The sequence below is a fragment of the Gammaproteobacteria bacterium genome (assembly GCA_015709695.1).
In the GTDB taxonomy this organism is placed as follows: Bacteria; Pseudomonadota; Gammaproteobacteria; order Steroidobacterales.
In genome coordinates, this window is record CP054183.1 from 2719905 (window position 1) to 2733906 (window position 14002).

At 71.6% G+C, this 14002-nt stretch carries 12 protein-coding genes; 10 read left to right on the forward strand and 2 right to left on the reverse strand.

What is annotated here, in order from left to right:
- Positions 1 to 23 precede the first annotated feature (23 nt).
- Entirely contained in the window at positions 24 to 1214 is a 1191-nt protein-coding gene (locus HRU81_12575; protein QOJ32880.1) for a GGDEF domain-containing protein, read from the reverse strand.
- A 218-nt stretch (positions 1215 to 1432) separates the two neighbouring features.
- On the opposite strand from HRU81_12575, the gene mnmG reads away from it, so the two are divergent.
- The 5 genes from mnmG to HRU81_12600 all read left to right on the forward strand — a co-directional run bounded on the left by mnmG (position 1433) and on the right by HRU81_12600 (position 8683).
- Positions 1433 to 3337, forward strand: coding sequence for a tRNA uridine-5-carboxymethylaminomethyl(34) synthesis enzyme MnmG (gene mnmG / locus HRU81_12580; protein QOJ32881.1), 1905 nt, complete (start codon positions 1433 to 1435; stop codon positions 3335 to 3337).
- A gap of 109 nt (positions 3338 to 3446) precedes the next feature.
- Entirely contained in the window at positions 3447 to 4994 is a 1548-nt protein-coding gene (locus HRU81_12585) for a peptide ABC transporter substrate-binding protein (GenBank protein ID QOJ33404.1), read from the forward strand.
- Positions 4995 to 5049: 55 nt separating this feature from the next.
- Positions 5050 to 5976 (forward strand): oligopeptide ABC transporter permease OppB, encoded by a 927-nt coding sequence (oppB, locus tag HRU81_12590; protein QOJ32882.1) that lies wholly within the window; start codon positions 5050 to 5052, stop codon positions 5974 to 5976.
- Positions 5973 to 6854, forward strand: a complete 882-nt coding sequence (locus tag HRU81_12595; protein QOJ32883.1) for an ABC transporter permease subunit — start codon at positions 5973 to 5975, stop codon at positions 6852 to 6854. Before oppB ends, HRU81_12595 begins: the two co-directional genes overlap by 4 nt.
- Positions 6851 to 8683 (forward strand): ABC transporter ATP-binding protein, encoded by a 1833-nt coding sequence (locus tag HRU81_12600; protein QOJ32884.1) that lies wholly within the window; start codon positions 6851 to 6853, stop codon positions 8681 to 8683. Before HRU81_12595 ends, HRU81_12600 begins: the two co-directional genes overlap by 4 nt.
- A 23-nt stretch (positions 8684 to 8706) precedes the next feature.
- Here HRU81_12600 and HRU81_12605 read toward each other — a convergent pair whose 3' ends face one another.
- Positions 8707 to 9447: an SIMPL domain-containing protein gene (locus tag HRU81_12605; GenBank protein QOJ32885.1), complete on the reverse strand. Its 741-nt coding sequence runs from the start codon at positions 9445 to 9447 to the stop codon at positions 8707 to 8709.
- A 96-nt stretch (positions 9448 to 9543) separates the two neighbouring features.
- Between HRU81_12605 and HRU81_12610 the strand changes: the two genes are divergently transcribed.
- The 5 genes from HRU81_12610 to HRU81_12630 all read left to right on the forward strand — a co-directional run bounded on the left by HRU81_12610 (position 9544) and on the right by HRU81_12630 (position 13929).
- Positions 9544 to 10161: a cytochrome c gene (locus HRU81_12610; protein ID QOJ32886.1), complete on the forward strand. Its 618-nt coding sequence runs from the start codon at positions 9544 to 9546 to the stop codon at positions 10159 to 10161.
- An 85-nt stretch (positions 10162 to 10246) separates the two neighbouring features.
- The gene (locus HRU81_12615; protein ID QOJ32887.1) at positions 10247 to 11236 is read left to right on the forward strand and encodes a YhdH/YhfP family quinone oxidoreductase; all 990 of its coding nucleotides are present in this window, start codon (positions 10247 to 10249) and stop codon (positions 11234 to 11236) included.
- A 98-nt stretch (positions 11237 to 11334) separates the two neighbouring features.
- Positions 11335 to 11955 carry a 16S rRNA (guanine(527)-N(7))-methyltransferase RsmG gene (rsmG, locus tag HRU81_12620; protein ID QOJ32888.1) on the forward strand — a complete coding sequence of 207 codons (621 nt, stop codon included), beginning with the start codon at positions 11335 to 11337 and terminating at the stop codon, positions 11953 to 11955.
- 7 nt (positions 11956 to 11962) lie between these two features.
- Positions 11963 to 12739 (forward strand): ParA family protein, encoded by a 777-nt coding sequence (locus HRU81_12625; protein ID QOJ32889.1) that lies wholly within the window; start codon positions 11963 to 11965, stop codon positions 12737 to 12739.
- A 296-nt stretch (positions 12740 to 13035) separates the two neighbouring features.
- A complete protein-coding gene (locus tag HRU81_12630; protein QOJ32890.1) occupies positions 13036 to 13929 on the forward strand; it encodes a ParB/RepB/Spo0J family partition protein in 894 nt (297 codons plus the stop codon).
- Positions 13930 to 14002 lie beyond the last annotated feature (73 nt).

Consider the following 14002-nt stretch of genomic DNA (forward strand, 5'->3'; position numbering starts at 1 on the left):
CCGCCGGCGGCTGCCGGCCGGGACTAGCGTACGACGCGCAGGCTCGGTTTGGCGGATTCCATCGCCTTCCGCGGCGGCGGATTGCGCGCCGCGCTGACGCGCACGCGGTTGCGGCCGCTGCGCTTGGCGGCATACATGGCCTGGTCGGCCCGGGTGAGGAGCTCGGGCACGGTTTCGCCGCGGCGGTATTCGGCCACGCCCGCGGAGACGGTGATCTCCAGCTCCCGGTCCACCGGGTGGCGCGCCACGGCCTCGCGCACGCGCTCCGCGCAACGCAGCGCGCCGTCGATCTCGGTGCCGGGCAGGATGGCGAGGAATTCCTCGCCGCCGAGGCGGCCGAGCGCACGGCGGAAGCGCGTCGGGTTGATGGCGTCCATGGCGCGCAGCGCGCGGCGTGCGCGGTTGGCGAAGATGGCCAGCACCCGGTCGCCGACCAGGTGGCCGTGCGAGTCGTTGAGCGACTTGAAGCGGTCCAGGTCGAAGATGCAGACGCTGAAGGGGCGCCCGGTGCGGTCGGCACGGGCCTTCTCGCGCAGCAGGGCATCCATGATGTACTGGCGGTTGAAGGTCTTGGTCAGGTGGTCGCGCTCGGCGCTGCGGGCCATGCGCTCGACCTCCTGCTGCAGGCGCCCGACTTCGTCGCGCAGGCCTTCATGGTCGCTCTCGGTCTGGCGGGCGCGGCGGCCCAGCAGCACCAGCATGCCAATGACACCCGCACACTGCAGCACCTCGCCCCAGAGACCCTCGCCGGCGCCGTTGGCGAGCAGGCGAATCACCATGGAGAGCGCATAGCCGCCTCCCGCGGCCAGGCAGAGCTGGCGCAGGCGGACGGAATCGGTGCGGGTGAAGGCCACCAGCACCGCGGTCAGGTACATGCCCGGGACCAGTTCGCCGGGGCCCTCGGCGAGCACCGCATACACGGTGGTCCAGGCGATGGCGAGGCCGGCCTGGGCCGTGGCGATGGCCGAATCGCTGTCCTCGCGCACCGCCGGCAGGCTCAGCAGCGCCAGCAGCGCGTTGGTCACCAGCACCGCGCCGGCCAGCAGGGCCGCGGCGGCCGGGTCCAGGGTGGTGCGCCCGGCGAGGTGGCTGAGGAAGGCCAGCCCCGCCCAGGCCAGGTAGAAGCCGGCGGCCGGCAGCGAGGCCTGCCAGGAAGCCCGTTGCGCGGGCTGGTCGTCGATGGAAAGGTCCGGTGCGGGTTCGCCGTCTGCCATGGCTGCCTGTTCTTGTTCTTGTTGTGGGCGCCGGCGACGATCGCGGGCGCGGCAAGTGAGACTAGCGTCGCAGATCGCGGCCCGGCCGGACTGTGACGGGCGTCGCAGCACGCCGGATGGCGCCGCTTATGGTCAACGCCGGCGAGGGCGGATGGCCGCGCTACAATGCGCGCCGCCGCGGCTGCCGGGAGCCTGCCCGCGGCAAGGGTGCCCGAGCCATGCAGCAGCAATCGCGCTTCGATGTGATCGTGGTCGGCGGTGGCCACGCCGGCAGCGAGGCGGCCGCGGCCGCCGCGCGCCTCGGCGCCCGCACGCTGCTGCTGACGCAGAACCTCGAGACCATCGGCCAGATGAGCTGCAATCCCGCCATCGGCGGCATCGGCAAGGGCCACCTGGTGCGCGAGATCGACGCGCTGGGCGGGCTGATGGCCCGGGCCGCGGATCGCGCCGGCATCCACTTCCGCATCCTCAACGCCAGCAAGGGACCGGCGGTGCGGGCGACGCGGGCCCAGGCCGATCGGGCGCTCTACAAGGCGGCGGTGCGTGCGCTGCTCGACGCCCAGCCGGGCCTCGCGCTGTTCCAGGCGAGCGTGGCCGACCTGCTGCTGGAGGGCGGGCGGGTGGCCGGCGTGCGCACGCAGCTCGGCCAGTGTTTCCACGCCGATGCCGTGGTGCTCACGGCCGGCACTTTCCTGCGCGGCCGCATCCACGTCGGCCTCGAGCAGCACGCCGGCGGCCGCGCCGGGGATCCGCCCTCCATCGAGCTGGCCGACCGCCTGCGCGAACTGCCCTTCCGCGTGGGCCGGCTGAAGACCGGCACGCCGCCGCGCATTGATGCCCGCAGCGTCGATTTCAGCGTGATGCAGCCGCAGCCGGGCGACGAGCCGGTGCCGGTCTTCTCCTTCCTCGGGCGGCGGGCGGAGCATCCGCGCCAGGTGCCCTGCCACATCACGCGCACCACCGAGGCGACGCACGCCATCATCCGCGGCGCACTCGACCGCTCGCCGCTGTTCACCGGTGCCATCGAGGGCACCGGGCCGCGCTACTGTCCCTCCATCGAGGACAAGGTGGTGCGCTTTGCCGGGCGCAGCTCGCACCAGATCTTCGTCGAGCCCGAGGGGCTCGACAGCACGGAGCTCTACCCCAACGGCATTTCCACCAGCCTGCCCTTCGACGTGCAGGAGGCGCTGGTGCACAGCATCCCGGGCTTCGAGGGCGCGCGTCTCACGCGGCCGGGCTACGCCATCGAATACGACTTCTTCGACCCGCGCGACCTGAAGCCGACGCTGGAGACGCGGGCGCTCGGCGGGCTGTACTTCGCCGGCCAGATCAACGGCACCACCGGCTACGAGGAGGCCGCCGCGCAGGGCCTGCTGGCCGGCCTCAACGCCGCCCGCGCGGCGCTCGGGCGCGAGCCCTGGACGCCCGGCCGTGAGCAGGCCTACATCGGCGTGCTGGTGGATGACCTCATCACCCGCGGCACGGTCGAGCCCTACCGCATGTTCACCAGCCGCGCCGAGTACCGGCTGCTGCTGCGCGAGGACAACGCCGACCTGCGGCTGACGCCGATCGGCCGCGAACTGGGGCTGGTCGACGATGTGCGCTGGCGGCAGTTCTGCAGCACGCGCGATGCCGTGGCGGCGGAGACCGCGCGCCTCGGGGGACTCGTCGTGCATCCCGAGGCCGTGGATGAGGCGACGGCCGCCGCCCTCGGCGGATCCCTGCGCAGCGCGCAGCGCGCCTTCGAGCTGCTGCGTCGTCCGGGCGCGAGCCATGCGCTGCTGACCGCCCTGCCCGCGGTGGGCGCACGGCCGGCACCGGCCGGGGAGACGCCGGAGCAGGCCGAGCAGGTGGTGGCGCAGGTCGAGGTGCAGGCGCGCTACGACGGCTACGTGCAGCGCCAGCAGCTGGAGATCGAGCGCGACCGGCGCCATGCCGATGCCGTGCTGCCCGGCGACCTCGACTACGCCGCCGTCCGCGGTCTCTCCAACGAAACCCGCCAGGCACTGAGCGCGGCCCGCCCGGCCACGGTGGCCCAGGCGGCGCGCCTCTCGGGTGTGACGCCGGCAGCCATCTCGCTGCTGCTGGTGCACCTGAAGAAGAAACGGGCACGCCGTGCCTGAGCGGCACCCGGCACGCGCGGCGCGCGCTGCCCTGCTGCCTGCGCTGCTCTGCGGCCTGCTGGCCGCCTGTGGTGGCGACGCGGCCGTGCCATCCGCCAGCCACGGCGCCATCGGCGGCGCCAGCGGCCAGGAGCGGGCGCCGCGGCAGGTGCTGCGCAAGGGCAATGGCGCGGAGCCGGAGAGCCTCGATCCCCATCGCACCGAGAGCGTCGCGGCCGCCAACATCGAGCGCGACCTCTTCGAAGGACTGGTGCTGGAGACCGAGGACGGGGAGCTGGTGCCCGGAGCGGCGCGCAGCTGGGAGAGCAGCGCCGATGGCCTGACCCATGTCTTCCACATGCAGCCCGGCGCGCGCTGGAGCAACGGCGACCCGCTGACCGCCCGCGACTTCGAGTACAGCCTGCGCCGCAGCTGCGACCCGGCGACGCTCAACAGCTACTCGAGCATCCTGTTCCCGATCCTCAACGCCGAGGCCGTGGTCAACGGACGCCTGCCGCCCACGGCGCTGGGTGTGAGGGCGCTCGACGACGCCACGCTGGAGATCCGCCTCTCGGGGCCGACGCCCTACTTCCTCGGCCTGCTCACCCACAGCAGCGCCTATCCGGTGCACCGCGCCTCGGTGGAGCGGTACGGGACGAAGTTCGCGCGCCCGGGCACGCTGGTCAGCAACGGCGCCTACCGGCTGGAGGAGTGGGTGATCCAGTCGCACATCCGCCTGGTGCGCAATCCGCAGTACCGCGATGACGCCCGCACCGGCATCGACGAGGTCTGGTACTACCCCATCGAGAACGATGACGCCGAGGTCAACCGCTACCGCGCCGACGAGCTCGACCTCACCGAGGGCGTGCCCTTCCGCCAGATCCGCTGGCTGCGGGCCAACCTGCCGGGCGAGCTGCACATCGCCCCGTACCTCGGCACCTATTACTTCGGCTTCAACAACACCCGCCCCCCCTTCAAGGACAACCTGCCGCTGCGTCTCGCGCTGTCCATGGCCGTGGACCGCGACATCCTCACCCGGCGCGTGATGGGCACCGGCGAGCAGCCCGCTTACGGCTTCGTGCCGCCGGTCGCCCACTACACCGGCCAGCGCCCGGCCTGGGCGGACTGGACCCAGGAGCAGCGCAATGCCGAGGCGCGCCGCCTGTACCGCGAGGCCGGCTATTCGCAGCAGCACCCGCTGGAAGTCGAGGTGCTCTACAACACGGACCAGAACCACAAGCGCATCGCCGGCGCGCTGGCGGCCATGTGGAAGCAGACGCTGGGCGTGCGCACGAAACTGCTCAACCAGGAATGGAAGGTGTTCCTCGAGAACCGCAAGCAGCGCGTCATCACCCAGGTGTTCCGCTCCGGCTGGATCGGCGACTACAACGACGCCTATACCTTTTCCCAGCTCCTGCATTCGAAGAACGGGCAGAACGACCCGGGCTACGCCAGCCCGGCCTACGATGCGCTGCTCGACCAGGCCGCCGCGACCGCGGACCCGGCGCGCCGGCGTGCGCTGCTGGAGGCGGCCGAGCGGCAGCTGCTCGCGGACCAGCCGCTGATCCCGCTGTACTTCTATGCGTCCAAGCGCCTGGTGAAGCCCTGGGTCGGCGGCTACCGGGCGAACCTCATGGACCATCACCACAGCAAGGACCTCTACATCCTGAGTCACTGAGCACGGCCGCGCGACCGCGCTTCCCGTCCGCACGCCGCCGAGGCACCATGCGCCCATGCTGAGGTTCACGATCCAGCGCCTGCTGACGGGCGTGCCGACCCTGCTGGTGCTGATCGCCGCCGCGTTCTTCCTGATCCGTGCCGCACCCGGCGGCCCCTTCGACAGCGAGCGCGACCTGCCACCGGAGATCGAGGCCAACCTGCGCCAGGCCTACCATCTCGACGAGCCGCTGCCCCGGCAGTTCGCCCGCTACCTCGGCAACCTCGCCCGCGGCGACTTCGGCCCCTCCCTGCAGTACCGCGACTTCAGCGTCACCGAGCTGATCCGCGCGGGCTTCCCGGTGTCGCTGCGCATCGGCTCGCTGGCGATGCTGCTGGCGCTGCTGGCGGGCGTCTCCGCCGGCGCCTGGGCGGCGCTGCGCCAGAATTCGGCGGGCGATCACCTGGTGATGGCGGCGGCGATGACCGGCATCTCCATCCCGAATTTCGTCATGGCGCCGCTGCTGGTGCTGGTGGTGGCGGTGGGCCTGGGCTGGCTGCCGGCCGGCGGCTATGGCGGGGGCGCCTGGCGCCACCTCGTGCTGCCCGTGATCACCCTGGCGCTGCCGCAGGTCGCCTACCTCGCGCGGCTGACCCGCGCCAGCATGATCGAGGTGCTGTCGAGCCCCTACATCCGCACCGCGCGGGCGCAGGGGCTGTCCTCGGGCCGCATCCTGCTGCGGCACGCGCTGCGGCCGGCGCTGCTGCCGGTGGTGTCCTACCTGGGCCCGGCGACGGCGGCCGTCATCACCGGCTCGGTGGTCATCGAGCAGATCTTCGGGCTGCCGGGGATCGGCCGCTTCTTCGTCACCGGGGCACTCAACCGCGACTACACGCTGGTGATGGGCGTGGTGGTGTTCTACGGCGCGCTGATCCTGCTGGGCAACTTCCTCGTCGACCTGGTGTACGGGCTGCTCGACCCGCGCATCCGCCACCTGTCATGAGCGTGGAAGCCGACAGCACCGAGGCGCGCAGCCTGTGGTCGGATGCCTGGGCGACGCTGCGCGGCAACCGCGCGGCGATCGCCGCGCTCTGGCTGCTGGTGGCGATGGCCGGGGTGGTGGTCGTCGCGCCGTTCTTCCTGCCCTACAGCTACGAGCAGACCGACTGGGACCACATCGCCATGGGTCCCTCGCTGGCGAGCGGGCACCTGTTCGGCACCGATTCGCTGGGCCGCGACCTGCTGGTGCGCACCCTGTGGGGCGGACGCATTTCGCTGCTGGTGGCGCTGGTCTCCACCGCGGTGAGCCTGGCCATCGGCGTGCTCTACGGCGCCGTGGCCGGCTACGTCGGCGGCCGCCTCGACCAGCTGATGATGCGGGTGGTGGATGTCCTCTACGCGCTGCCCTTCATGTTCCTGGTGATCCTGCTGATGGTGCTGTTCGGCCGCAACATCGTGCTGATCTTCGTCGCCATCGGCGCCATCAACTGGCTCGACATGGCGCGCATCGTCCGCGGGCAGACGCTGTCGCTGCGCAACCGCGAGTTCGTCGAGGCGGCGCGCGCCGGCGGCGTGCCCACCGGGCGCATCATCCGCCGCCACATCGTGCCTAACCTGCTGGGCGTGGTGGTGGTCTATGTCACGCTCACCATCCCGCACGTCATCCTCGTGGAATCCGTGCTGAGCTTCCTGGGGCTCGGCGTGCAGGAGCCGATGACGTCCTGGGGCGCCCTGGTCAACGAGGGCGCGCAGGAACTGGAGACGGCCTGGTGGATGATCGTCTTCCCCTCGCTGTTCCTCGCGCTGACGCTGTTCTGCTTCAACTTCCTCGGCGACGGGCTGCGCGATGCGCTGGATCCGCGCGACCGGAGCCGCTCTTGAGCGCCCCGCTGCTCGACGTCGCCGGCCTCGGGGTGCGCTTCGACACGCACGCCGGCCCGGTGCAGGCGGTGCGCTCGCTCGACTTCACGGTGGCCGCCGGCGAGGTGCTGGGCGTCGTCGGCGAATCCGGCTCCGGCAAGAGCCAGGCGATGCTGGCGCTGCTCGGCCTGCTGGCGGCGAACGGCCGGGCCAGCGGGCGGGCGCTGTTCGAGGGCCAGGACCTGCTGGCGCTCGACGAGGCGGGGCTCAACCGGGTACGCGGCTCGCGCATCGCCATGATCTTCCAGGACCCGATGACCTCGCTGAATCCCTACCTGTCCATCGGCGCACAGATGGCGCTGGTGCTGCACGCACACCGGGGCCTGCGCGGCCGCGATGCCGCGCGGGAATGCGCCGGCATGCTCGAGTCGGTCGGCATCCAGGACGCCGGCCGGCGTCTGCGCCAGCACCCGCACGAACTCTCCGGCGGCATGCGCCAGCGGGTGATGATCGCCACCGCGCTGCTCTGCCGTCCGGCGCTGCTGATCGCCGATGAGCCGACCACCGCGCTCGATGTCACCGTGCAGGCGCAGATCCTGGATCTCATGCGGGAGCTGCGCGGGCGCTTCGGCACCGCCATCATCCTCATCACCCACGACCTCGCGGTGGTGGCCGGGCTCGCGGACCGCCTGCTGGTGATGCAGCAGGGCGAGTGCCGCGAGGCGGGCAGCCCCGAGGAGATCTTCTACGCCCCTCGGGAGCGCTACACGCGCGCCCTGCTGGCGGCGGTGCCACGGCTGGATCGTGCCGGCCCGCCGCCCGCGCCGTCGCGTCATCCCGGGGCCGCGCCGCTGCTGCAGGCCCGCGGGCTGCGGGTCGGGTATCCGGTAGCGGCAGGTCGGTTCTGGGGCGGGCGCCGCTTCCTGCAGGCGGTCGGCGAGGTGAGCTTCGAGCTCGCGCCGGGCGAGGTGCTCGGTGTGGTCGGGGAGTCAGGCTGTGGCAAGTCCACGCTGGGGCGGGCGGTGCTGCAGCTGGTGCCGGTCAGCGCCGGCAGCGTGAGTTTCCTCGGTCGGGACCTCGGCAGCCTGGCGCGGGCCGAACTCGATGCGATGCGCCGGGACCTGCAGGTGGTGTTCCAGGATCCGCTCGCCTCGCTGGATCCGCGCATGACGGTGCGCGACATCGTCGCCGAGCCGCTGGAGACCTTCGAGCCCGGCCTCGATGCGGCGCAATGCACCAACCAGGTCGCCGAGATGCTGAGCCGGGTCGGCCTCGATCCCTCGCACATGAACCGCTACCCGCACCAGTTCTCCGGCGGCCAGTGCCAGCGGGTGGCCATCGCCCGGGCGCTGATCACCCGGCCGAGGCTGATCGTCTGCGACGAGGCGGTGAGCGCCCTGGACGTCTCGGTGCGCGCGCAGATCCTGCGCCTGCTGCTGGAGCTGCGCCGGCTGCTGGACCTGTCGCTGATCTTCATCGGCCACGACCTGGCGGTGATCCGCCAGGTGAGCCAGCGGGTGATGGTCATGTACCTCGGCCGGGTCATGGAGACGGGCCCGGCCGGGGAGCTTTTCGATCGCCCGCGTCACCCGTACACGCGGGCCCTGCTGGCCGCCGCGCCGCTGCCGGATCCGCGGCTGGAGCGTTCGCGGCAGCGGGCCGGCCTCAGCGGCGAGGTGCCCTCACCGCTGTCGCCGCCGAGCGGCTGCGTGTTCCGTACGCGCTGCCCCCATGCGGTGGAAACCTGTGCCGCGCAGGCGCCGGCCCTGCTGCGCCACGGGGCCGCCGAGGTGGCCTGCCATCGTGTCGAGGACATTCAGGAAATAATCGCCAAATCAGTCAGTTGCTAATGCCACTCAATTGACAGTGCCAATTACGGGCTGACGATGTCGAAGCTGGCGTTCACCGTCGCGTCGAAGGTCAGGCTGCCCGGGGTATAGGTCGCCGCGCCGCCGGCATCGGCGGCCTCGGCCATGGTCGCCTTCATCATGGCCATCGGCATCGGCGGGCGGGGTGGCTCGGCACCGCCGGCGGTGAGTTCACGCAGGCTGCCCAGCTTCACGCCCAGGGTGTCGGCGATGGCCCGCGCATTGGCCTCGGCGTCGCGGGCAGCGGCAGCGAGGGCCTGCCGGTTCAGCTCGCGCCGCTTCGTGCTGTCGAGCACCGGCGGCGCGACGTGATTGACGCCCGCATCCACCGCGCCCTCCACCAGGGCACCCAGCTTGTCGAGATCGTTCACCTCGACCTCGAACTCGCGCTGCACCGAGTAGCCCACCAGCACCTGCCGCGAGGTCGGCTGGTCCCAGCGGTACTCCGGATTCACCATGGCACTGGTGGTGCGCACCTTGGCCTCGGGGATGCCGAGCTTCTTCGTGAGCGCGAGGAAGCGCTGGACCACCACCACCGCCTCGGCGCGCGCCTTCTCCATCGAGGGGTTGGTCTTCTGCACGGTGAGCCGGACCTGCGCCTTGTCGGGCGTGCCGGTGACCGAGCCGCTGCCCGGCACGGAAATGGTCCGCGGCAGTTGCATCGGCGTGCCGCCGGGCTGCGCCAGCACGGGCGTGGCGCCCGCCAGGACCGAGAGAAAGAGGAGGGTGGCAATGCTGCGGGGCATGGCAATCTCTCTAGAATTCACGGGGAACTCACACTAACATACCGGCGCTGCGAGGCGGCCTACGGCCTGCCTGCTTCCCCACCCGAGGTCCTGTGCATGAGTCGACGTCTCGTCCTGATCGCCGCCGTTTCCGCCTTCGTCGGGTTCTCCATGGGCGCCCAGGCTGCCGGGGATCCTGCCCGCGGTGCCGAGCTGGCCTCGACCTGCATGGGCTGCCACGGCATTCCCGGCTACCGCAATGCCTACCCCTCCTACCGCGTTCCCAAGCTCGGTGGCCAGAAGCCCGATTACCTGGTGATCGCGCTGCAGGAATACAAGGCCAAGACCCGGCCGCATACGACGATGCAGGCGCAGGCCGCCACGCTGTCCGACCAGGACATGCAGGACATCGCCGCCTTCCTCGGCAGCGAGGGCGATGCGAAGGCGGGCGCCGCCGCCAGCGGCTCCCCTGCCGCCACCCGCGGCAAGGAGAAGGCGACGGTGTGCGCCGCCTGCCACGGCGAGACCGGCATCAGCGCCTCGCCCACCTGGCCGAACCTCGCCGGGCAGCACGAGGACTATCTGGTGCAGGCCATCACCAAGTACCGCGAGAAGGCGCGCCAGGACCCCATCATGCAGGGCCAGGTCGGCACTCTGAAGGATGCCGACGTCAAGGACCTCGCCGCCTACTTCGCGGCGCAGTCCGGCCTGTTCACGGTCCACTACGACAAGTAGGCGGGTGCGGCGGCCCCAGGGGCCGCGCCGGCCGATCACGGATTCCGGGGCGCTCGCGCCCCGGAGTCGTCTCCGGGAGAGCGCAATGAAGGACTTCCGGGCACTGCGGGTTCACCTCGAGGGCGAGCGCATCGTCGCGCGCCTCGAGCGTCTGCGCCTCGATGACCTGTCCGCGGGCGAGGTCGTCATCCGCACCGCCTGGTCCAGCATCAACTACAAGGACGCCCTGGCCGCCACCGGCAAGGGCCGCATCCTGCGCCGCTACCCGCTGGTGGCCGGTGTCGACCTCGCCGGCACCGTGGAAAGCTCCTCCGACCCGCGCTTCCGGCCCGGCGATGCCGTGGTCTCCTGCGGCTGCGGCCTCAGCGAGATCCACGACGGCGGCTTCAGCGAGATCGCGCGGCTGCCCGGCGATGTCCTCACCCCCCTGCCGCCCGGGCTCGACCTGCGCGAGGCGATGGCCATCGGCACCGCCGGCTTCACCGCCGCCTACGCCCTGCACCGCATGGAGCAGAACGGCCAGCACCCGGGGCTCGGACCCCTCGCCGTGACCGGCGCCACCGGCGGTGTCGGCAGCGTCGCCATCGACATCTTCAGCCGCCGCGGCTATCGCGTCACCGCGCTGACCCACAAGCCCGGGGCCGAGGATTACCTGCGCAGCCTGGGCGCCAGCGACGTGCAGGCCCTGGAGGGCAAGGTCCTCGGCACGCGACCGCTCGAGAAGGCGGTGTGGGGCGGCGCGGTGGACAACCTCGGCGGCAGCGTGCTCGCCTGGCTGACACGCAGCGTCGTCCCGCTCGGCAACATCGCCAGCATCGGCCTGGCGGCGGGCCCGGAACTGCAGACCACGGTGATGCCCTTCATCCTGCGTGGCGTCAGCCTGCTCGGCATCAGCTCCGCCGATGCGCCCCGCGAGCTGCGCAGCGTCGTCTGGCAGCGCCTCGGCGCCGACCTCAAGCCCGCGCAGCTCGGGCGCATCGCCAGCCGCGAGGTGGGGATCGAGGAACTGCCGGCCTGCTTCGACGCCTACATCGAAGGACGCATCACCGGCCGCACCCTCGTGCGCCTCGGCTGAGGGCCGGCTGCCGCTTCGGTCCCTGACCACCCGGCCGGGTGGACCATTTTGGCTATACTCTGCGCACACTTCGGCCGCCGGCCCCCGAGGCCACGCCCATGGATGTCGAACAGCGCCTGACCGAGGGCCTGGCGCAGCTCGGCGTGCCGGCCGACAAGAGCCTGACGGGGGCGCTGATCCGCTACCTGGAGCTGATCCAGCAGTGGAACCGCGTCTATAACCTCACGCGCATCACCGGACTGGACGACATGGCCCTGCGGCACATCCTCGACTCCGTGACCGCCCGGCCGTACCTCCAGGGCAGGGCCATCCTCGATGCCGGCACCGGCGCAGGCCTGCCCGGCATCCCGCTCGCGCTGCTGGAGCCCGCGCGCCACTTCACGCTGGTGGATTCGGTGGGCAAGAAGATGCGCTTCCTGCACCAGGTGGTGAGCGAACTCGGCCTCGCCAACGTCAGCCTGGCGCAGCGGCGGCTGGAGGATCACACCGACATCGGCCGCTTCGACACCGTGGTCTGTCGTGCCCTGGCGAGCCTCGCGGATTTCGTCGCCACCTGCGGCCGGCTGGTCGCCCCCGGCGGGCGACTGGTGGCCATGAAGGGGCGCAAGCCGGTGGACGAACTGGCCGGCGTGCCGGCTCCCTGGCGCGCAACGATCGTCGACCGTGTGCAGGTGCCGGGCCTCGACGCCGAGCGCCACATCATCGTGCTGGAGCGCTGAGGCTGCCGTGGGCCGCATCGTCGCGATCACCAACCAGAAGGGCGGCGTGGGCAAGACCACCACGGCGGTGAACCTGGCGGCGGCGCTCGCCGGCGCGGAGAAGCGCGTGCTGCTGGTCGACCTCGATCCCCAGGGCAATGCCACCACCGGCTGCGGTGTCGACAAGGCGACGCTCGCCAGCACCAGCTGCGACGTGCTGCTCGGCGATTCCGCTGCCCAGGACAGCATCGTGCCGGTGCAGGACGGCCAGTTCGACCTGCTGCCGGCCAATGCCGACCTCACCGCCGCCGAGGTGCGCCTGCTGCAGGAAATCGGCCGCGAGCTGCGCCTGAAGAAGGCGCTGGAACCGGTGCGCGGCCTCTACGACCATGTGCTGATCGACTGCCCGCCGTCGATCAACATGCTCACGCTCAACGCCCTGACGGCGGCCGACGGCGTGCTGATCCCCATCCAGTGCGAGTACTACGCGCTCGAGGGCCTGTCCTCGCTGCTGGAGACCATCAAGCAGGTGCGCAACACCGTGAACCCGCAGCTGCGCATCGAGGGCCTGCTGCGCACCATGTACGATCCGCGCAACCGCCTCGCCGCCGAAGTCTCCAACCAGCTGCTCAAGCACTTCAGGGACAAGGTCTACGACGCCATCATCCCGCGCAACGTGCGCCTCGCCGAGGCGCCGAGCTTCGGCCTCTCCGCCATCCACCACGACAAGACCTCACGCGGCGCCCAGGCCTACCTGCAGCTGGCCGAGGAAGTCATCCGCCGCGACACCGCCACCGAACCCTAGCCGCCGGACGGGTCGAGCGCCCACCCCTGCGGCAGCCCGCTGCGCCGGACTGCCAGCGCTCGCGGCGAGCAGCTGCGCCGCACCGCCCGGAGGCGGGGGCCTCCGAACCAAGCGGGTATCGGGGAGCGACTTCGGAGGCCCCCGCCGCAAGGGCGGCCACGGCGCGCCAAAGCCCCCCAGCACATGCGAGGCCACGAGGCGCAAGGCCTGCTGCCGAAGGCGTGGTCGCCGCCCGCATGACCCGCCCGCACTCAAGCTAGAATGCCCCGCATCCGTCGGTCACCCCCCACACCACCATGAGCGCCAGAAGAACAGGACTCGGACGCGGCCTCGACGCCCTGCTCGGTGACGCCAGTCCGCCGGTACGGCCGGTGCAGACCGAGCCGCGGGAGGGCCTGCGGCAGATCCCCGTCGAGCTGCTGCAGCGGGGCGAGTACCAGCCGCGCCAGGACATGGACGCCGGTGCGCTCGAGGACCTCGCCCGTTCCATCAAGGCCCAGGGCCTGGTGCAGCCGATCGTCGTCCGCCCGCTGCCGGCGCCCAGCGCCGCGGGCGAGGTCCGCTACGAGATCATCGCCGGCGAACGCCGCTGGCGCGCCGCGCAGATGGCGGGCCTGGCGACCGTGCCGGCCGTGGTGCGGCAGATTCCGGATTCGGCCGTCATTGCCCAGGCGCTGATCGAGAACATCCAGCGGGAGGACCTCAACCCCCTCGAGGAAGCCCAGGCCGTGCAGCGGCTGATCGGCGAGTTCCAGCTCACCCACCAGGAGGCAGCCGACGCCATCGGCCGGTCCCGGGCGGCAGTCAGCAACCTGCTGCGGCTGCTGGAGCTGGGCGAGCAGGCCCGGACCCTGTTGCGCTCCGCGGCGCTGGAGATGGGCCATGCCCGCGCGCTTCTTGGCCTGACGGACCCGCGCATGCAGGCCGAGGTGGCCAATCTGGTGGCGAAAAAGGGTCTCTCGGTGCGAGAGACCGAGGCGCTGGTGCGCCGGGTGCAGGCTGGCGGCGGTGCCGCGGGCGGCGGCCAGCCCCGGGCGGTGGACCCCGATGTCCAGCGCCTGGAGCACGAGCTGACCGACCGCCTCGGTGCCCGGGTGCAGATCCAGCATGGCAGCAAGGGACGGGGCAAGCTGGTGGTCAGCTACAGCAGCCTCGACGAGCTCGACGGCATCATCGCGCACATCCAGTAGCGCCTGCGGCTCCGGCCGGCATGTTTCCGGCTTGAATCCTGCGGTGCCAATCCTTAGAATTTTGCGGCTTTGC

Bases quoted from the DNA above. Each gene is read 5' to 3' on its own strand.
- HRU81_12575 (QOJ32880.1), bottom strand. From the start codon at position 1,214: ATGGCAGACGGCGAACCCGCACCGGACCTTTCCATCGACGACCAGCCC.
- mnmG (QOJ32881.1), top strand. From the start codon at position 1,433: ATGCAGCAGCAATCGCGCTTCGATGTGATCGTGGTCGGCGGTGGCCAC.
- oppB (QOJ32882.1), top strand. From the start codon at position 5,050: ATGCTGAGGTTCACGATCCAGCGCCTGCTGACGGGCGTGCCGACCCTG.
- HRU81_12595 (QOJ32883.1), top strand. From the start codon at position 5,973: ATGAGCGTGGAAGCCGACAGCACCGAGGCGCGCAGCCTGTGGTCGGAT.
- HRU81_12605 (QOJ32885.1), bottom strand. From the start codon at position 9,447: ATGCCCCGCAGCATTGCCACCCTCCTCTTTCTCTCGGTCCTGGCGGGC.
- HRU81_12610 (QOJ32886.1), top strand. From the start codon at position 9,544: ATGAGTCGACGTCTCGTCCTGATCGCCGCCGTTTCCGCCTTCGTCGGG.
- HRU81_12615 (QOJ32887.1), top strand. From the start codon at position 10,247: ATGAAGGACTTCCGGGCACTGCGGGTTCACCTCGAGGGCGAGCGCATC.
- rsmG (QOJ32888.1), top strand. From the start codon at position 11,335: ATGGATGTCGAACAGCGCCTGACCGAGGGCCTGGCGCAGCTCGGCGTG.
- HRU81_12630 (QOJ32890.1), top strand. From the start codon at position 13,036: ATGAGCGCCAGAAGAACAGGACTCGGACGCGGCCTCGACGCCCTGCTC.